This is a genomic window from Parapedobacter sp., assembly GCF_053550995.1.
Window position 1 is genome coordinate 1 of record NZ_JBMQOC010000103.1, and the last position, 18543, is coordinate 18543.

16 protein-coding genes are annotated in these 18543 nt (G+C 52.6%); 14 read left to right on the plus strand and 2 right to left on the minus strand.

The genetic code is table 11. The annotated features are described in order from the left end of the window. The 6 genes from ACO1NT_RS13475 to rfbB all read left to right on the plus strand — a co-directional run. The coding region (locus tag ACO1NT_RS13475; RefSeq protein WP_449049182.1) for a c-type cytochrome at window positions 1–1974 on the plus strand (1974 nt) is incomplete at its 5' end. Then, window positions 1928–3124, plus strand: a complete 1197-nt coding sequence (hemW, locus tag ACO1NT_RS13480; protein ID WP_449049183.1) for a radical SAM family heme chaperone HemW — start codon at window positions 1928–1930, stop codon at window positions 3122–3124. The genes ACO1NT_RS13475 and hemW, both read left to right, overlap by 47 nt. A gap of 151 nt (window positions 3125–3275) precedes the next feature. After that, window positions 3276–4259 (plus strand): UDP-glucuronic acid decarboxylase family protein, encoded by a 984-nt coding sequence (locus ACO1NT_RS13485; protein WP_449049184.1) that lies wholly within the window; start codon window positions 3276–3278, stop codon window positions 4257–4259. Continuing rightward, window positions 4260–5288 carry a UDP-glucose 4-epimerase GalE gene (gene galE / locus ACO1NT_RS13490; protein WP_449049185.1) on the plus strand — a complete coding sequence of 343 codons (1029 nt, stop codon included), beginning with the start codon at window positions 4260–4262 and terminating at the stop codon, window positions 5286–5288. A 46-nt stretch (window positions 5289–5334) separates the two neighbouring features. Continuing rightward, the gene (locus ACO1NT_RS13495) at window positions 5335–5916 is read left to right on the plus strand and encodes a hypothetical protein (protein WP_449049186.1); all 582 of its coding nucleotides are present in this window, start codon (window positions 5335–5337) and stop codon (window positions 5914–5916) included. Beyond that, window positions 5913–6977: a dTDP-glucose 4,6-dehydratase gene (gene rfbB / locus ACO1NT_RS13500; protein ID WP_449049187.1), complete on the plus strand. Its 1065-nt coding sequence runs from the start codon at window positions 5913–5915 to the stop codon at window positions 6975–6977. The genes ACO1NT_RS13495 and rfbB overlap by 4 nt, the downstream gene beginning before the upstream one ends. On the opposite strand, the gene ACO1NT_RS13505 is transcribed toward rfbB, so the two are convergent. Next, window positions 6974–7597: an LEA type 2 family protein gene (locus ACO1NT_RS13505; RefSeq protein WP_449049188.1), complete on the minus strand. Its 624-nt coding sequence runs from the start codon at window positions 7595–7597 to the stop codon at window positions 6974–6976. The genes rfbB and ACO1NT_RS13505 overlap by 4 nt on opposite strands. Before the next feature lie 129 nt (window positions 7598–7726). Continuing rightward, complete coding sequence (locus ACO1NT_RS13510; RefSeq protein ID WP_449049189.1) at window positions 7727–8101, minus strand: hypothetical protein; 375 nt, start codon at window positions 8099–8101, stop codon at window positions 7727–7729. Between the two features lie 197 nt (window positions 8102–8298). Between ACO1NT_RS13510 and ACO1NT_RS13515 the strand changes: the two genes are divergently transcribed. From ACO1NT_RS13515 to ACO1NT_RS13550, 8 genes are all read left to right on the plus strand, one after another. Then, a complete protein-coding gene (locus ACO1NT_RS13515; RefSeq protein ID WP_449049190.1) occupies window positions 8299–9462 on the plus strand; it encodes a DNA polymerase III subunit in 1164 nt (387 codons plus the stop codon). Next, window positions 9452–10810, plus strand: coding sequence for a PSP1 domain-containing protein (locus tag ACO1NT_RS13520; protein WP_449049191.1), 1359 nt, complete (start codon window positions 9452–9454; stop codon window positions 10808–10810). The genes ACO1NT_RS13515 and ACO1NT_RS13520 overlap by 11 nt, the downstream gene beginning before the upstream one ends. A 3-nt stretch (window positions 10811–10813) precedes the next feature. Continuing rightward, window positions 10814–11290 carry a gliding motility lipoprotein GldH gene (locus tag ACO1NT_RS13525; RefSeq protein ID WP_449049192.1) on the plus strand — a complete coding sequence of 159 codons (477 nt, stop codon included), beginning with the start codon at window positions 10814–10816 and terminating at the stop codon, window positions 11288–11290. A gap of 8 nt (window positions 11291–11298) precedes the next feature. Then, window positions 11299–11487: a hypothetical protein gene (locus ACO1NT_RS13530; protein WP_449049193.1), complete on the plus strand. Its 189-nt coding sequence runs from the start codon at window positions 11299–11301 to the stop codon at window positions 11485–11487. Window positions 11488–11630: 143 nt separating this feature from the next. Beyond that, window positions 11631–14639: a SusC/RagA family TonB-linked outer membrane protein gene (locus tag ACO1NT_RS13535; RefSeq protein ID WP_449049194.1), complete on the plus strand. Its 3009-nt coding sequence runs from the start codon at window positions 11631–11633 to the stop codon at window positions 14637–14639. Between the two features lie 15 nt (window positions 14640–14654). Beyond that, window positions 14655–16208 carry a RagB/SusD family nutrient uptake outer membrane protein gene (locus tag ACO1NT_RS13540; RefSeq protein WP_449049196.1) on the plus strand — a complete coding sequence of 518 codons (1554 nt, stop codon included), beginning with the start codon at window positions 14655–14657 and terminating at the stop codon, window positions 16206–16208. 202 nt (window positions 16209–16410) lie between these two features. Then, window positions 16411–16776, plus strand: coding sequence for a PadR family transcriptional regulator (locus tag ACO1NT_RS13545; protein WP_449049197.1), 366 nt, complete (start codon window positions 16411–16413; stop codon window positions 16774–16776). Between the two features lie 55 nt (window positions 16777–16831). Continuing rightward, window positions 16832–18460 carry a PspC domain-containing protein gene (locus ACO1NT_RS13550; protein ID WP_449049198.1) on the plus strand — a complete coding sequence of 543 codons (1629 nt, stop codon included), beginning with the start codon at window positions 16832–16834 and terminating at the stop codon, window positions 18458–18460. The last annotated feature ends 83 nt before the right edge of the window (window positions 18461–18543 follow it).

Here is an 18543-nt window from a genome sequence, read left to right on the forward strand (position 1 = left end):
CCCGATGGCACCGAGATGGAGGTATATACCCACGGCATGCGCAACATCTATGATGTGGCCATCGATCCGTTGATGAACATGTTTACCCGCGACAACACCAACGATGGTGGGGGCTGGAACATCCGGTTCTCCCACCAACTGCAGTCGGGCGAATACGGGTATCCCCTGCTGTTCAAGCATTATACCGAAGAAATCATCCCGGCCCTGGTGGATGTAGGCGGTGGCTCGGGAACGGGCTCCCTGTTCCTGAACGACCACCGGTGGCCCGATGCCTATAACAATACACCGCTGATGGCCGACTGGGGCCGTAGCTACCTGTACAGGCACCCGGTTACGGCCGATGGGCCGACATACACCCAATCCGAGGAACCGTTCATCCAGCTGCCGCAGATTACCGATGTGGATATCGACGGGTCGGGCATCATGTACCTCTCGGCTTGGGATGGGGCGGGGTATTCGGGTAGCCCGGATATCGGGTATGTGGTTCGCGTGGTACCCGATGGGTGGGAATACCAGCCATTTGCAGACGTGACCCAGAAATCGGAACGCCAGCTCATCGCCCTGCTGGAGTCGCCCGATGCCAAAGCCCGGCAGGCTGCCCAGTTCGAGCTGCTCAGCAGGGATCCGGGCGAGCGGGTGGCTTCCTCGGTATGGGAGCGGGTCGAAGACGGGTCGTTGGACAAACCGCAGCGGGTAGCGGCATTATACACGTATGCGCAGTTGGCGGGCAAGGCCGGCGTCGACCGGTTGGTGGAAGCGACCCGGGATACCGCCTTGCAGGAGTCTGCCCTGCGGGCCTTGGCCGACCGCAAAGGGTTGGCCGACGCTGTGCCGGCAGCCCCTTTCTTAACTGCACTCCAATCGGATAACCCGCGCATACGGGCCGCGGCCACCATCGGCGTGGGCCGGCTGGGTATCCGGGAGGCCATAGACCCATTGCTCAGCACCGAGGTGCCGGCCTCTTTCAAAGCACCGGCGCTGGGCACCGAAGGCCCGCATGCTACCCCCAACGCCGAAATCATTATCCCCCACCTGTCGGTGAGGGCACTGGTGGCGCTGGATGCCGTGGCCGAATGCATCGATGCGCTGGGCACCGAACAGACCGATATGGCGCTCTGGGCCATGCGCTATTTTCACGACGACCGTGTGGTGGATGCGCTGATCGGTGCGTATGACCATACGGAAGATGCCGTCTACCGCGGAAAGATTATCAACACCCTCGCGCGCATCTATCACCGCGAGCCGGCATACGATGCCTCCTGGTGGTGGGGTACGCGCCCCGATACGCACGGCCCATACTATAAAACGGAAGAGTGGTCGTCGACACCCGCGATTCGCGGTTTCCTCATCACGCAATGGGAAGCGGCCGACAAGACGGAAAGGGAATCCTTCAGCGCCCTCAACACCAAATACAGGCTGGGTATCGACCGCTTCGGCACCGTCGATTTGGAGAAGGCACGGGAAGCGGCGGCGAAAGTAGACCTCGAAGCCATCAAGAACAAGAAGGGACAGGTGGGTGAGTCGTCTATCGAGGACGTGCTGCTGGCACTGCAGCAAATCAAAGGCGACCCGGAAGCGGGGGCAGCGCTCTTCGCGAAGCAGGGCTGCGTAGCTTGCCATACCGTCGATGCCAGCGGACCAATGAAGGGGCCATTCATGGGGCAAATCGGATCCATCATGAACCGTGAAAAGATTGCCGAATCGATCCTCAAACCGAATGCGTCTATTTCGCAGGGATTCGCCACGGTACAGATTGAGCTGAAAAACGGAGACATGCACGTGGGATTCGTCACGGCAGAGTCGGCCGATAAAATCACCATCAATAACATTGCCGGTGTCGCCACGGAAATCAAAACAGCGGACATCAAAGACCGCCAGGAACTGGAAATGTCCATGATGCCCGAAGGCCTTGCGAACGCATTGAGCTATGAGGAGCTGGCTTCGCTGGTGGCTTATCTGGAAAAACAGAAATAATATCGGCATGGCCGGTATCTATTTCCACGTACCTTTCTGCAAGCAGGCATGTCATTATTGCGATTTCCATTTCAGTACCTCGGTGAGGTACCGCGATGACATGGTAGCGGCGCTATGCCGCGAGGTAGCCTTGCAATCGGACTACCTCGCCGGCCAGGATGAGGCGATTGAAACCATCTATTTCGGCGGGGGGACGCCGTCGTTGTTGGCGGCGGCTGATATCGACCGACTGATCGGTACAGTAGGTAATCACTTCGCGATCGAGGGCGATGCGGAAATCACCATTGAGGCCAATCCGGATGACTTGGATGACGCGTATGTGGCCGCGTTGCGCAACACGCCGATCAACCGCTTCAGTATCGGCATCCAGTCGTTTTTTGAGGCAGACTTGCGGTGGATGAACCGGGCGCATAGTGCGGTTGAAGCGCAAGAGGCCATCAAACGGGTACAAGATGCCGGTTACACCAACATCACGGCTGATTTGATTTACGGGTACCCGCTTCTGTCCGATGCGAAATGGCAATCCAATATCAGTCGTATGGTAGAAGCGGGTATCCCTCATATTTCGGCTTACGCCATGACCGTGGAACCGCGTACAGCCCTGGCTGCATTCATCCGTAAAGGTCGGCAATTGCCTATGGACGAAGAACAAGCGGCTGCCCAATTCGACCAGTTGATGGATGCATTGGCTGCAGCCGGTTTCGTCCATTATGAAATATCCAACTTTGCCCGGCCAGGAAATTACGCCTGCCACAATAGCAACTATTGGAAGGGCGTGCCCTATATTGGCATCGGCCCTTCGGCCCATTCGTTCGATGGCGAGACCCGCCAATGGAACATTCGTAACAATGCCCATTATATCCGTGCGATCCGAGCGGGCAGCATACCATGCGAAAAAGAACGGTTAACAAGCGCCGATAGGGTTAATGAGTATATCATGACTGCCCTGCGAACCATCTGGGGGCTGAACATGGACGTGTTGGAGCAGCGGTTCGGCCTTCAGTACCGCACCGCGATACATAGGGCCTTGCCGCCATTCGTGTCAAGCGGAGACATCGTGCTCGAAGGACCGGTGGCCACCCTGACCAGAAAAGGCAAGCTATTTGCCGACCGTGTCGCTGCGGAATTGTTCGTCGAGCAGGACGATTGACACATTTGTCGCTGAAACGCGACAAAAAGCAACGAACCGACCTGAATTTTTTGGTTATAACCGACGGGGATGCCTACATCTTTGCGATAATCCTTATATTCGCCCCAGATACACTAAGGCCGGAAACTTAGTCGGTTACGCTAAGCGCATTATGTCGAGAAAACGCATACTCATCACCGGTGCGGCGGGATTTTTGGGATCGCACCTGTGCGACCGCTTCATCCAGGAGGATTACCATGTCATCGGCATGGACAACCTGATCACGGGCGACCTCCGCAACATCGAGCACCTCTTCAAGCTGGAGCACTTCGAATTTTACAACCATGACGTGTCTACGTTCGTGCACGTGCCGGGCAAGCTGGATTATATCCTGCACTTTGCCTCGCCGGCCAGTCCGATAGATTACCTGAAGATCCCCATACAGACGCTGAAGGTGGGCTCGCTGGGCACGCACCATCTGCTGGGGCTTGCCCGTGCCAAGGGTGCCCGCATCCTGGTGGCCTCCACCTCGGAAGTATATGGCGATCCTACGGTAAGTCCCCAGCCCGAATCGTACTGGGGTAATGTGAACCCGGTGGGACCACGCGGTGTGTACGACGAGGCGAAGCGCTTCCAGGAGGCCATCACCATGGCCTATCACACCTTCCACGGACTGGAAACACGCATTGTGCGCATTTTCAATACCTATGGCCCGCGGATGCGGCTCAACGACGGGCGGGTATTGCCCGCATTCATCGGCCAGGCCCTGCGCGGGGAAGACCTTACCGTGTTCGGCGACGGCTCGCAGACACGGTCGTTCTGCTATGTCGACGATCAAGTGGAAGGTATTTTCCGCTTGCTGCATAGCGACCATCCCCATCCGGTCAATATCGGCAACCCTGATGAGATCACCATCAAGCAATTCGGCGAGGAAATCATCAAGCTTACCGGTACCACCCAGAAACTGGTGTATCGCGACCTGCCCGTAGACGACCCCAAGCAACGGCGGCCGGATATCACCAAGGCCCGGCAGTTACTAGGCTGGGAGCCCCAAGTAGGCCGCGCCGAAGGGCTCCGTATCACTTACGACTACTTCAGATCCCTGCCTGATCAGGAAATAAAACATAAGGACTTTACATATTACAATAAGAAATAAATGAGCAAGATATTGGTAACGGGCGGTACGGGCTACATCGGGTCGCATACGGTGGTCGAACTGCAGAACGCGGGCTACACCCCGGTAATTGTCGACAACCTGTCGAACTCCAATGTAGGGGTGCTTGACCAGATTGCAAAGATTACGGGAACCAAGCCCGAGTTCCACAACTTCGACCTCTGCGATGAGGAAGCGGTGCGCGCATTTGTGGCCAGCCAGCCGGACATCACCGGCGTTATCCACTTTGCAGCCTATAAGGCTGTGGGCGAGTCGGTGCAGCTGCCGCTGAAATATTACCACAACAACTTTTTCTCGTTGATCAACTTGTTGAACGCGTATCGCGGCAAGCCGGTGAACTTCGTGTTTTCATCGAGTTGTACGGTGTATGGCCAGCCCGACGAGCTGCCGGTTACCGAGGCTGCGCCAGTGAAGAAGGCCGAGTCGCCCTACGGCAACACCAAACAGATTGCCGAGGAGATCCTGTCGGAAACCGCTGCTGCAGCGGGCAACTATCAGGTGGTTTCGCTGCGGTACTTCAATCCGGTGGGTGCCCACGAGACGGCGCTGATCGGCGAACTGCCGTTGGGTGTGCCGCAGAACCTGGTGCCGTTCATTACGCAGAGTGCCATCGGAAAGCGCGGCCCCATCACGGTGTTCGGCGATGATTACGCTACCCCCGATGGGTCGGCCATCCGCGACTATATCCATGTGGTGGACCTGGCCAAGGCGCATGTGGCAGCGATCAAGCTGCTGGAACGGGGTAACCCGAACGGCAACTATGACGTGTTCAACATCGGGACAGGCAACGGCAATTCCGTTTTGGAGGTAATCCGGGCATTCGAGGAATCGACGGGTGTGAAGCTGGATTACCAAATCGGGCCACGCCGTGCCGGCGATGTGGAACAGGTATGGGGCGACGTATCCAAATCGACGGCCGAGTTGGGCTGGAAGGCTGGACTGGGCATTGCAGACATGATGCGGTCGGCCTGGAAATGGGAACAGTACCTGCACGATCATCCGTTGACATAGGCAGGGGCGGCTGGACAAGGTACTGGCAGCTGGAAAAAACACGTAGATGAAACTTAATCAACAACCGGAGTTGAAGAAAGCCATCCTCGCCCTGCCCCAGGCGGAGAAGGATAAGCTGCTGGTTCGGTTGGTTAATAAAGACACGATGTTGGTAAAGCAACTGCATTTCCAACTGCTGGAAGATGAAATCGATTTAGATGAACGGGCGGCCACGCTTCTCGGCCAACTGCAGCAGCTTATCGACCGGGCAGCAGGATATATCCCCAACATGAACCAGGCGCGCCATGCGGATAACCTCATGGGCGAACTGAAATATGGAAGCGGCTTGATTAACGAGCATGCTACCATTACGAAAGACAAAATGAGCGAAGTACGGTGCCGCTTGTTTCTTGTATCGCAGAGTTTCGGTCACTTTGGCCGACTGTTTGAGGAGCACTTGTACCAGCGGAACGACCGGCTATTGAAGTACCAGGCCGGCCGGATGAAATATATCCTCGGGAAATATGATAAACTGCATGAAGATCTGCAGTTTGAATTTCGGGACGAATTGAATGATGCATTGGCCTTTGCGCACCAGTCGGGCATGCAGCCCTATGTGGAGGCGCTGGGCTTACCTAATGAAGTATGAATAACCCAACAAAAAAAATCATTGTTACCGGCGGAGCCGGGTTTATCGGATCGCATGTGGTACGTAGGCTGGTAACCACCTACCCACAGTATGAAATCATTAACTTAGACAAGCTTACCTATGCGGGTAACCTGGCTAACCTTACGGATATCGAAACGGCACCCAATTACCGTTTTGTGAAAGGTGACATTACCGATGCGGCATTTATCGATAACCTGTTTGCTACGGAGCAGCCCGATGCGGTGATCCATTTGGCGGCTGAATCGCACGTTGACCGATCGATCAGCAGCCCGAATGAGTTTGTGCTCACCAATGTGGTGGGTACCGTGAATCTCCTGAATGCCGCCCGGGGGCAATGGGTTGGGGCATATGACAAACACCGTTTTTACCACGTATCTACCGATGAGGTATATGGAGCACTCGGCGAGACCGGCATGTTCACCGAAGAAACCGGCTACGACCCCCACTCGCCCTACTCGGCATCCAAAGCATCGTCCGACCATTTCGTGCGTGCCTACCACGATACGTATGGAATGGACACCGTTATTTCCAATTGCTCCAACAATTACGGCTCACACCATTTCCCCGAAAAGTTGATCCCGCTGGCCATCAACAACATCAAGAACAATAAAGCGGTGCCTGTTTATGGGAAAGGGGAAAATGTGCGGGATTGGCTATGGGTGGAAGACCACGCACGGGCCATCGATGTTATTTTCCATCAAGCGGCTTCTGGGCAGACCTACAACATTGGCGGACATAACGAGTGGACGAATATCGCCCTTATCCGACTGCTGTGCAGCATCATGGACCGTAAACTGGGGCGTGTTGAAGGCGACTCGGCCAAGCTGATCACGTTTGTAAAGGACCGTGCGGGACACGACCTGCGCTACGCTATCGACGCGAGCAAGCTGAAGCGAGATCTCGGGTGGCAGCCAAGCCTGCAATTTGAGGAGGGCTTGGAAAAAACGGTAGACTGGTACCTGGCCAACGAAGATTGGCTAAACGACGTTACCTCGGGCCACTACCAACAGTATTACGAAGGGCAGTACACCCGGCGCTAGCGCGGGATGAGCCCGGCTTTCAGCAATACACTGGCGTCTACCTGCTTCTCGATGTCGATATAGCCGGGATAGTTGAGCTGCTTGTTGCCTAGGGCAAGCGTGGGTTTGATGCTGAAGGTGAGGTTAACTTTTTCGTCGGTAGTACCATCGCGTGCACTTTGGATGAAAGCGAGCAGTTTCTGGAGTGTCTGTTGGTCGGAAAGGAATGGGTAAACGTTGGTCTGCAATTTCACCGGGACGGTAACCGTTTCGCCTGCCGGCACTTCGATGGGCAAGTCTGACGTGCCTTCCAAAACCTCTCTGCCTTCTACGGCGATTTTATAGGCGAATTGTTGGATGCCCGCCAGGTTGTTGGTGGGATTGGTAATGCGCAGATTCAAAATACCCGATAGGGGGATGTCGCGGTTGAGGAAGCCCAATGCCACGCCGGGCAACCTACTGATATCTACCCGCCCGTTTGCCACCAGCTTATTTACGTCGGTTCCCGCTAAGTATACACTATCGGCCGAAACAAATGCATACTGGCACTTTTCGAGCGCCCGCAATGCTTTGGCTTGCCGATCGACACCGCACCCGGCAAAAAGGAGGGTGACCCCAATGAACTGTAAAATAATTCTCATGGTGCAGCACGCACAACATTGGGGCCAAACTCGCTCCCCATTGTCCGATTTATCCGACGGATTGTCCGCAATGGTGAACTTCATGAAAAATGGCCGGCAAACCGGCCATTTTTTATCGACTACCCTTTTTTATCGACTGCAATCCGCTGTCCATGTACCTTCATCATTAGTAACCCCAATATTGAGTGAACTTGCGGTAATTCGAATGCCTGTGAGCCCTTCACCAATACTGACATATACATTGTCGTCCCCTTCTTCGAACCGTACGCCGGTGATATCGGGAATGCCACTTCCGAATATAAAGGAATACGAACTGCCAACTTTTGCTACCGTTACTTTTCCGTCTTCATCGATAATGGTTTCGCCACCGCCATTGAACGATATCGTACCTTCGTACGTCCCCACAAACAAGTCTCGGTCGGCCGGACTGGTATCCTTGTCGCAGGAAACCAAAAATAGCAGGGATACGACCGCTAACGTTCCAATCATCTTCATTGTTTTCATAACTTTCTCCTTTTGTTTTCAAGGTACAAAAGGCAAGCGCTGTGCCAAAATGGCCTGCCTAGTGCCAATACGTAGTACCTAAACTCTTCAGCCCTGCCAAAAACTACGAACATTCCCCTCCTTTTATGTACCTTTGAAAATCTGACTTTCGGCAGCTGACGCTGTCGGTCCGACGAGCAAATACAGTAAAAGAAGGCATGTTATTCAAGGAAATAGGCGGTCAAGAAACGGTGAAACGGCACCTGCTCAATACGGTAAAGGAGAGCCGGGTAAGCCACGCGCAGCTCTTTCTCGGGCCGGAGGGCAGCGGTAGTTTGCCATTGGCGGTGGCTTATGCCCAATACCTGAACTGCGAAAACCGGCAGCCGACAGATAGTTGCGGTGAATGCGCGTCGTGCCGCAAATACAATAAGCTTATCCACCCCGACCTTCACCTTTCCTATCCTTTTTTTGCGAAACACAAGGAAGATACTGCTGCTACCTTCGCTGAGGTATGGCGAAAGGCTTTCCTAAACAATCCCTACATGGGGATGGGGTATTGGCGCGACCAACTAGAGGCGGAAAATAAGCAGGCCAATATCAACATTGCCGAGGCACACCACATCATCAAGAAACTAAGCCTGAAAGCCTTCGAAGCGAGATACAAGGTGTTGATCATGTGGTTGCCCGAATACTTGGAAACCCAAGGCAACGCCCTGCTGAAACTCATCGAGGAACCTCCAGAAAACACCTTGTTTATCCTCGTAGCCGAAAATGCTGATAAGATATTAAATACCATCATATCCCGTACGCAGTTGGTGAAGATCAATCGATTAGACAATGCCAGTGTAAGTCGTTATCTGGTAGATCGGCACGGTGTAAGTGAATATCAGGCCAACGAAATAGCTTTCATTAGCAACGGAAACCTGCAGCAGGCCATCAACCTACTGGGTGAAGACAATAAGGGCTATTTCGACCTGATGGTGCGGTGGCTGCGCTATTGCGTGATGGATGCCGGTGCAGATATCATCCGGACATGCGAGGACGAATTGTCGAAGTTGGGCCGCGAAAATCAAAAAAGTTTCTTACTTTACGCCATTAATATGATGCGGCAGGCGGTACTGTTTAAGGCCGATATGCTGCAAATGATCCACTTGCCCGCTGCCGAATTGGATTTCGTGCAGAAGTTTGGCCAACGCTATCAGTTGGAACAGGTGGAAGAAACGGTCCGACTATTGGAAGAGGCCCACTATCATATTGAACGCAATGCGAATCCGAAAATATTGTTTTTAGATTTATCTTTGCAGTTAGTTTTAATTTTTAAGTATCAAACGTTCCGCCGGCAGGCGGACTCTATATATAGCGAGAATTATGGGATGTAGCAGTTGCTCATCCGGCGGCGGGTGCGGTACTTCAGGTACGACACCGGCAGGTTGCCAGAACCATGGCACCTGCGGAACGAGCGGATGTAATAAGTTGAATGTATACGATTGGCTGGCCGACATGGACATGCCAACAAACTATAAACCCTTCGATATTGTGGAGGTCCGGTTCAAGGGGTCTCGGAAAGAGTTTTTCGTGAACCACGAAAACCTTTACCTCGAAATGGGCGAAATGGTGGCCGTGGAGCCCAATACAGGGGGATATGACATCGGCCATGTGTCGATGACCGGCGAGTTGGTGCGTTTGCAATTGAAAAAGAATAAAGTAACGCCCGAAAGTGTCACCAAGAAAATATATCGCAAAGTAACGGACGCCGACATAAAAAAATGGCAGGCAGCAAAGGACCTCGAATGGGAAACCATGCACCGCGCCCGTACCCTGGCGCTGGATTTGGGGCTGTCGATGAAAATCAGCGACGTAGATTATCAGGGAGATAAGTCGAAAGCAACGTTTTATTATACGGCCGATGGGCGGGTCGATTTCCGCGAACTCATCAAGCGTATGGCCGAAGCTTTCCGTATCCGTATCGAAATGCGCCAGATCGGGATGCGCCAGGAAGCCAGCCGCTTGGGCGGTATCGGCTCTTGCGGGCGTGAGCTCTGCTGCTCTACCTGGCTTACGGACTTCAAAACCGTCTCTACCTCAGCGGCCCGGTACCAGAACCTATCGCTCAATACGCTCAAGCTGGCCGGTCAGTGTGGTAAACTCAAGTGCTGCCTCAACTACGAGCTGGACAGCTATATGGATGCCCTCAAAGATATCCCAAACAACATCGAACGGATAGAAACACTACGCGGAACGGCATACTTGCAGAAAACGGACATCTTCAAGAAGCTGATGTGGTTTACCTATCCCGGCGAGGAAAATTGGATTCCGTTGACGACCGACCGTGTCAAGGAAATCCACCAACTGAATAAAGAAGGGGTGAAACCGGAGGAAATCGGTGCGGTGGTGTTGGAGGAAGTCGTTGAGGAAAAGCCTGTAAGTTATGATTACGAAAATGTGGTGGGCCAGGATAGCCTGACCCGCTTGGATGACCGCAACAAGAAAAAGCGCCGCAGCGGCAAAGGCAAGCGGAAGCCCGATGAAAGGCGGGCCGGGGGCAAACCGGAGAACAAGGCCCGTAATACGGGGCAGTCTACTACGAAAAAAGACGATGCAGCGGAAAGAAAGGGCGACGCGACTGCCGGCGAAGGAAAGCCGAAATCGAAAAGGAGGTTTCGAGGCAATAACCGTCGTGGTAAGCCAGGGGGGCCACAACCGTCCGGCGGAACGGCAAACGGATAGCCCATGCAGTACAGACTGACCGTATGGCAACTGGTTTTTATTTTGGGTATGCTTGTTATATCGTGTACCGACACGGCCCTATTAGACAAGAATGTGGCTATTGCAGACAATACGTGGTACTACGATAGCCAGCCCCAACTGACCGCGCACATTGTCGACACGAACCGGCGGTATGATATCTATCTGAACCTACGCCATACACCTGACTACCGCTATTCAAACATCTTTTTGTTGGTGCACCAGTCGGGGCCGGGCATGCAAGATACTACCGAGCGGTTTGAACTCCACCTTGCCGAGCCCGATGGCCGTTGGCTGGGCCGTAGCACCGGCAGTATGTATGCCCACCAAAAACTCATCAAAGAAAATATTCATTTTGCCGATACGGGGTTATATCACTTCACCATCGAGCAAAACATGCGCGAAAATCCGTTGCGCGAGATTGCCGACGTAGGCCTGCGTATTGAACCTGTAACGAAATAAGGCGAACCATGGAACGGTTTAAGCACCTCATCAAACACCCGTATTTTAGCTACCTATATGTCTTCGTGGTGGTATTCTGTCTCATTTGCCTGCTCGCCTTACCACAGGGGCATTTACTGACCACTTATGCTATGATTGCCGGCATAGCGATGTTTGTCCTCCACCGCTATAGGAAGTGGTTGCTGAAACAGTCCTAAAAAAACACGTTGTTAAAAAACAATTTCCTATCTTCGTTGTTGTGGAAGCAGTGTTTGACGACACACCGTCGGCGCTAAGCTTTTGATTTTGATCGCGACGAACCCGTGATCAACACCAATTAATTACAAACTTATACACTAGTATGAAAACAGTTGTATTCTTTTTTCGGCGCGTGGGCGGTTACGTTTGCGCGTTATCGGCATTGCTATGGGCCATGCCAGGGTATGCCCAAACAGGGGGCATACAAGGAAAAGTATCGGACGAAAACCAGCAGCCACTGGTGGGCGCGTCGGTACACATCGCGGAACTAAACCGACAGGCCGGAACGAATGAGCAAGGCAATTATTCCTTTACGGATGTTCCGGATGGCAGTTACACCCTCACGGTATCTTACATCGGCTATGAACAAGCCGAACGCACTGTTACTGTATCGGGGTCGGTACAAGTGGCCGATTTTAACCTCACATCAAGTGGAGAAAGCTTGGATGAGGTGGTGGTCATCGGATACGGTACCGCCCGCAAAAGTGACCTTACCGGTTCGGTGGCCTCCGTGCAGGCCAAAGATTTCAATAAGGGTGTCGTCGTGGCGCCCGACCAGCTGATACAGGGCCGTACGGCGGGGGTAATGGTTATTAATAATACCGGCCAGCCGGGGGGCGCCACCACTGTTCGGATTCGGGGGAACTCGTCCATTCGCGCCGGAAACAACCCGCTTTTCGTGGTAGACGGTGTCCCGCTATCGGGTACGTCGGCACGCCCCGGTGCTGGCGGCGGTTACGGGTCCGATGGCGGTAATCCGCTCAGCTACCTTAACCCGAACGATATCGCCAGCATGGATATTCTGAAGGATGCCTCCGCTACCGCCATATACGGCTCGCGTGGTGCGAACGGTGTGGTACTCATCACCACGAAACGTGGCCAAACCGGGGCACCTTCCTTGAACGTAATGGCATCTACGGGGTTTTCCACGTTGCTGAAGAAACCGGAGGTGCTCACGGCCAACGAGTTCCGGCAGGCCGTGCAATTTTATACGCCCGATGATACGCAGGCCGATCATGGCGGTGACGTTTATGGATTTGATGCGATTACCCGTACGGCCATGACACAGAATTATAACGTGGACGTATCCGGCGGCAACACGGATGGTCGCTATCGGATTTCTGCCGGTTATTTCGATCAGAATGGCATCATTGAAACTTCCCGGATGCGGAAATATACGGCTAATCTGAGCAGCAGTTTCCGCTTCCTGGAAAGCAAGAAACTGGGGTTGGATATGAACCTGTTGGCTACACAGAGCAACGAGAACGTCGCACCGATTAATTATGGTGTCGGCTTTGAAGGGAATATCATTTCTCAGGCCCTACAATGGAACCCGACCCTGCCGTTGCGGGATAGCGACGGCGAGTTGACTTATCAATCACCCTCACTCATCAACCCGTTGACGTCGCTCGAAGCATTCAAAGATATTGTGGCCGTAAATACCATCTTAGCGAGCTTCGCACCCTCCTATAAAATAACCGACGAACTGGAATACAAGCTATTGTATAGCTATACGAGGCAAACAGGTAGGCGCACCGGTAGGTTTATAGCCGGCATGATTAATCCGAGCAACGTGAATAATGGCAGCGCGTTCATTGGCAATGATTTCGAGACCAACCACCAGTTGACGCATACGTTATCGCTTAACAAAGACATTACCACTTTGCTTAACCTGAACGCGGTAGTGGGTTACGAATACCTGAATTTCGACACACGATGGAATTCGGAAAGCGGAAGTGGCTTTTCTGAATTGGGCGATCTGGATTATTACGACTACCTCAATTATACCATTGCAAGTAACCGGTCGATTAATTCTTACCGGAATCCCTCCAACGAATTACAGTCGTTTTTTGCTCGGGCGGCCTTTAATTACGACGATCGATACCTATTTACGGGAACCATCCGCCGCGATGGGTCGACCAAGTTTGGCGAGAACAACAAGTATGCGAACTTCCCGTCACTGGCATTTGCCTGGAATGTATCCAACGAGGCGTTTATGCAGGATAATGAGCTTTTTAGCAACCTGAAACTCCGTTTGGGTTGGGGGCAGACCGGCAATCAAGAATTCCCGTCGGGCGCGTCGAAGGACCGTTTCGTGTTTGGCGCCCAAAGCATAAGTCAGTCCAACTTTGGTAACCCGGACCTGCGATGGGAAAGTTCCGAAACCATTAATGCTGGCATTGATTTCGGCCTGTTTAACCAACGGCTTTCCGGATCGATCGATTACTTTAAGAAAACGACGACCGACGCGTTATTTGAGCAAACACTTGCCCAACCCGCCCCCAGTGGCCGGATATGGGTGAACCTCGATGGCGAGATTGTGAATGAAGGGGTGGAGGTCGCCTTAACCGGCAACGTGGTGCAGAACGATCGTTGGAACTGGAATATTGCGGCCAATGCCACCTTTCTCAAAAACGACGTGAATGGATTGGTTGGGTTTTACGAGACCGCCGCACTACGCGGACAGGGTTTCTCCGGTGTACTGGGGCAACGGATGGTAAGTGGCCAGCCGCTTAACGTTTGGTATTTAGCGCGGTTTGAAGGTATAGATCCCACAACCGGTACTAGCAAGTATCGTGGACGCAATGGTGAAGTAAGCACGGAGATTGATCCAGCGCAGAATAAATTTTATGTGGGCAGCCCTAACCCTACCACCTTATTAGGTATATCGACAGATATAAGCTATCAACGGTTTACCGCCACCTTAAACATGCATGGGGCGTTAGGCCACTATTTATTCAACAATACGATGGCGACCGTATTGGGGGTGAATAACCTTTCGAACCGGAACATAGGCAAGTCGTTCTTTGATATGCAACTCGGTGAGTCTACGTCCAACTCCGCTGCACCGTCGACACGGTATTTGGAGAAAGGCGATTTCTTGAAACTATCTAATGTGAGCCTGAGCTACAACATAGGCAACCTTGGTGGAATACGCAATGTAAATGTTTCACTCACTGGCCAGAACCTGTTTGTCTTTACCGGATACAACGGGTTTGACCCGGAGGTAAACACTGACGGTACAACGAACGGGATACCATCACTCGGTATTGAATACCTGCCGTATCCACCCGCAAGGACGTTCCTACTAGGTCTTAATTTTTCACTATAACAATATGCTGGAATCATGAAAACATATCGCTTATTATATCGAACGACGTTTTTGCTCATATCGGGATTGTTGATCTCCTGTACGGATTTGGATGAACAACTGCGGAGTGAATTGGAGCAGGGGGTAACCAATGTGAGTACCGCTGATTTGTTAATTGGCGCATACTCCGCACTGAATACGCCCTATCAGCAAGAGCAACGGTGGGTGCTTGAAGAAATCTCTACCGATGCGGCCATGGCGCCTACCCGAGGTGGCGACTGGGATGACAACGGCGTGCACCGCGCCATACACCTGCATACATGGAATGCAGACAACTCGTATATGAACGGCACCTTCAATAACTTACTAGCCGCACAATTTCAGGCGTCCAACGTGCTCCGCAACGAGCCGACCCCACAACAGGCGGCTGAAGCACGATTTATCCGTGCCTTGAGCATGTATGACGTATTGAATCTGTGGGGAGTAGTGCCTTATCGGGATGATTTGGAAGATTACCGGAAAAATCCGACAACCATGCAGACCCAGGAGGCCATTGATTTCATTGCCAATGAACTGAATGCCATCATGAACGACCTGCCCAGTGGCGGCGAGGCATACGTGGCCAATAAGAATGCGGCGCGGACGTTGCTGATGAAACTGTACCTCAATAAAGGCACGTTTCTGAACCGCGAAAACCCGACGTTTGATGCAGCCGACATGAACCAGGTGATTACTTTGGCCAACGCCGTCACGGCCAGCGGTGAATATTCCATATCGGCACCGGGAAAATACTTCGATAATTTCGCACCAAACAACGACGTGGTTTCCACGGAGAACATTTTCACCCTCTACAACGAATTCGGCGTACGGGGCGGAAGCGTGGACCGGACGTGGAATACCATTGCCCACTACAACATGACACCGGGCGGCTGGAACGGCTGGTGCACGTTGTCCGATTTCTACGACCTGTTTGACGAAGGGGATGAGCGGTTGGGTATTGCCTACGATTACCCAGCAGATACCATGGATAACCCCGGTAATCGTCGCAACGTCGGTTTTTTCGTGGGCCAACAGTATAACCTGGAAACCGACGAGCCCTTGATGGCTAGGAATCCGTCGTCGCAACCATTGGTCTTTACACCGGAAGTAACGCTCAGAACATCCGGAAACACGCTGGAAACAGCGGGTATACGCGTGATGAAATATGCATTCGATTATGGCGTGCCCTCGGGGCAACGGAACAACGATTGGGTGGTGTTCCGGTATGCCGATGTGTTGCTGATGCAAGCCGAAGCCATCCTGCGCGGTGGTAACGGTTCGGAAGCGGACGCACGTGCGCTGGTAAACAGTATCCGTGAAAATAGGAGCGTAGAACCGCTTGCTACGCTCACGCTCGATAACCTGCTCGATGAGCGGGGGCGTGAGTTGTACTGGGAGGGTTGGAGAAGGCAGGACCTCATCCGGTTCGGTAAATTTCTGGAACCCTGGCAGGAGAAACCCACTGATGCAGGACCGCACACGCTGGTATACCCCATACCGAGCCAGCAAATTGCGGTAAACCCGAACCTGACACAGAACCCGGGTTACTGATAACGCCGGCTAATACCGGAAGTGAAACCCATCGCAGATTGGATCCCTCACCAATTTGCGATGGGTTTTTTTGGTTTAAAACGAAGTGTTTGTTGCCGTGATAATGATGAGTTGAAATATTTTTATCTTATTATCAGCTAGTTGTGAATTTATATACTACTATGTATTGCATAGTACAAACTAAAACATATATCTTTGCAATATGATAGTAGATAACACGCAAACCCAAATGAGGAAGGGGATACTTGAATACTGTATCCTTTCGATTATCTCGCGGGGCGAGATATATGCCTCAGACATCATCGGCGAGCTCAAGAAAGCCCAGCTGCTGGTGGTAGAGGGTACCTTATATCCTTTGCTCACCCGGTTGAAAAACAATGGGCTTCTCAGCTACGTTTGGAAAGAATCCACGTCGGGCCCGCCGCGCAAATACTACGAAATTACGGCGGCAGGAACCGAGGTGCTCAATAAATTGGATACCACTTGGGAGGAACTGCTATTTGCCGTGCAGACGTCTACGGCGGGGCGTGTTGAACGAACGGCAGACGACGATGCGGGCAGACAATAGACATCAGACAATAGACATCAGACAATAGATATCAGACAATAAAAACCACAAGAAAATGAACAGGACCATCATCATTAACATAAACGGTATCGTTTTCCACATCGAAGAGGATGCCTATGACGTGTTGCGTTCCTATATGATTGAAGTGAAAAAGCACTTCGGGAATACCGCGGATAGCCATGAGATCGTGGGCGACATCGAAAACCGCATTGCGGAGATGTTTAACGATCGCATTGTGCAAGGCAAAAAGGAAGTTATCACCATGCAGGATGTCAATGACGTGATCGCCCAGATGGGGCGTGTGAGCGACTTTGAGACCGAAGGGCAGGAAGAAGGTTATTCGGCGGACGAAACATACGATTTCGTGCCAAACAGCGGAGAGCGTAAACTGATGCGCGACCCGGACGACAAGGTGTTTGGAGGTGTTTGTAGCGGGTTGGGGCATTACTTCGGCATCGAAGCACGGTGGGTGCGGCTGATTTTGGTGCTGCTGTTCATCTTTGGCGGCACGGGGCTTTTGCTCTACATCATCCTGTGGATCGTGATGCCGCTGGCCCGTACACGGGCCGATCGGATGGCCATGCGCGGCGAGGCGCCAAACCTGCAGAATTTCAAACGCAGTTTTCAGGAGGAGATGGAGGGCCTCCGTTCAAATTTTACCGGAGCCGAGGCGGGTATTAAGCGCGGACTCAACTCGGCTGGAAATTTCTTTGTACGCGCATTCGTGGTGTTCGTGAAGATTCTCGGTGTACTCGTGATTATGGGACTGTGCGGCGGATTGATTGTATTGGTAGTTGCCATCGTCGCTAGCTTCGGTTTCTTCGGTGCGGACGCCGATATGGCCATGTTCCCACTCAATGTCATCGATCCGGATTTCCGTACACCGATGCTGGTCAGTGCTTTGGTCGTAGCCGTTATCCCTTTCATCGCGTTGGTAGCGCTCATTATCCGGATTTTGTTTAACCGCAGCGCAATGGGGCAATACACCGGATTTGCCCTATTGATTGTGTGGTTGATAGCCGTGGGCTTCACCACGGTATACGGTACACGTACGATCAACGATTTCCGTGAGGAAAGCACCGTGGTGGAAGAGCGGCCGCTGGAGCAGCATCCCATTTATCGGCTCACGAGAAATGATATGACGGTGATCCGGCTCCAGGATGATTCGTTGGACCGGATATCGAGTATCCGTCAACGGGCCGTCATCCGCAACCGGAATATCCTCGAAGGGCAAAGCCGCATGTATATGCGCATCGTAAGGGTGGATTCCCTCCAGGCACCGTCGCTCACCTATGAATATTCGGCGCATGGTGCTACCTACGAACGGGCAGCTGAGCGCGCGGGAAAGATCGATTACGACTTCCGGCAACAGGGCGATACCCTGGTGTTCGGCAGCCACTTCCGTATCGCCAATGACGACCTGATGCGCGACCAGCGGCTCTACCTGAAGTTGAATATGCCGGTAGGTGCCAGGCTGATTATCGATAGCGATCTGCAACGTCATATTTATGACCTGCCGTTTAACCAATGTGCCGAAAACTATGGATATCCGGATCGGCCTGAGAAAACCGAGTGGGTGATGACCGTTTCGGGCTTGAAATGTGCCGTTGAACCGCCGGCGCCGAAAGAAACGCCTGTGATTGTCGATACGGTACGTGTGGATAGCGTAGCCATTTTAAAATAATTTCAATATCGATGCAACTTTTCCATCCATCCAGGCGTCTTACCATCAGTACTCGGATTCACAAACAAAAAACGTATATCGCC

Bases quoted from the DNA above. Each gene is read 5' to 3' on its own strand.
- ACO1NT_RS13515 (WP_449049190.1), top strand. From the start codon at position 8,299: ATGTTATTCAAGGAAATAGGCGGTCAAGAAACGGTGAAACGGCACCTG.
- ACO1NT_RS13545 (WP_449049197.1), top strand. From the start codon at position 16,411: ATGATAGTAGATAACACGCAAACCCAAATGAGGAAGGGGATACTTGAA.
- rfbB (WP_449049187.1), top strand. From the start codon at position 5,913: ATGAATAACCCAACAAAAAAAATCATTGTTACCGGCGGAGCCGGGTTT.
- ACO1NT_RS13535 (WP_449049194.1), top strand. From the start codon at position 11,631: ATGAAAACAGTTGTATTCTTTTTTCGGCGCGTGGGCGGTTACGTTTGC.
- ACO1NT_RS13540 (WP_449049196.1), top strand. From the start codon at position 14,655: ATGAAAACATATCGCTTATTATATCGAACGACGTTTTTGCTCATATCG.
- ACO1NT_RS13510 (WP_449049189.1), bottom strand. From the start codon at position 8,101: ATGAAAACAATGAAGATGATTGGAACGTTAGCGGTCGTATCCCTGCTA.
- hemW (WP_449049183.1), top strand. From the start codon at position 1,928: ATGAGGAGCTGGCTTCGCTGGTGGCTTATCTGGAAAAACAGAAATAAT.
- ACO1NT_RS13495 (WP_449049186.1), top strand. From the start codon at position 5,335: ATGAAACTTAATCAACAACCGGAGTTGAAGAAAGCCATCCTCGCCCTG.
- ACO1NT_RS13485 (WP_449049184.1), top strand. From the start codon at position 3,276: ATGTCGAGAAAACGCATACTCATCACCGGTGCGGCGGGATTTTTGGGA.
- ACO1NT_RS13550 (WP_449049198.1), top strand. From the start codon at position 16,832: ATGAACAGGACCATCATCATTAACATAAACGGTATCGTTTTCCACATC.
- ACO1NT_RS13525 (WP_449049192.1), top strand. From the start codon at position 10,814: ATGCAGTACAGACTGACCGTATGGCAACTGGTTTTTATTTTGGGTATG.
- ACO1NT_RS13505 (WP_449049188.1), bottom strand. From the start codon at position 7,597: ATGAGAATTATTTTACAGTTCATTGGGGTCACCCTCCTTTTTGCCGGG.
- ACO1NT_RS13530 (WP_449049193.1), top strand. From the start codon at position 11,299: ATGGAACGGTTTAAGCACCTCATCAAACACCCGTATTTTAGCTACCTA.
- galE (WP_449049185.1), top strand. From the start codon at position 4,260: ATGAGCAAGATATTGGTAACGGGCGGTACGGGCTACATCGGGTCGCAT.
- ACO1NT_RS13520 (WP_449049191.1), top strand. From the start codon at position 9,452: ATGGGATGTAGCAGTTGCTCATCCGGCGGCGGGTGCGGTACTTCAGGT.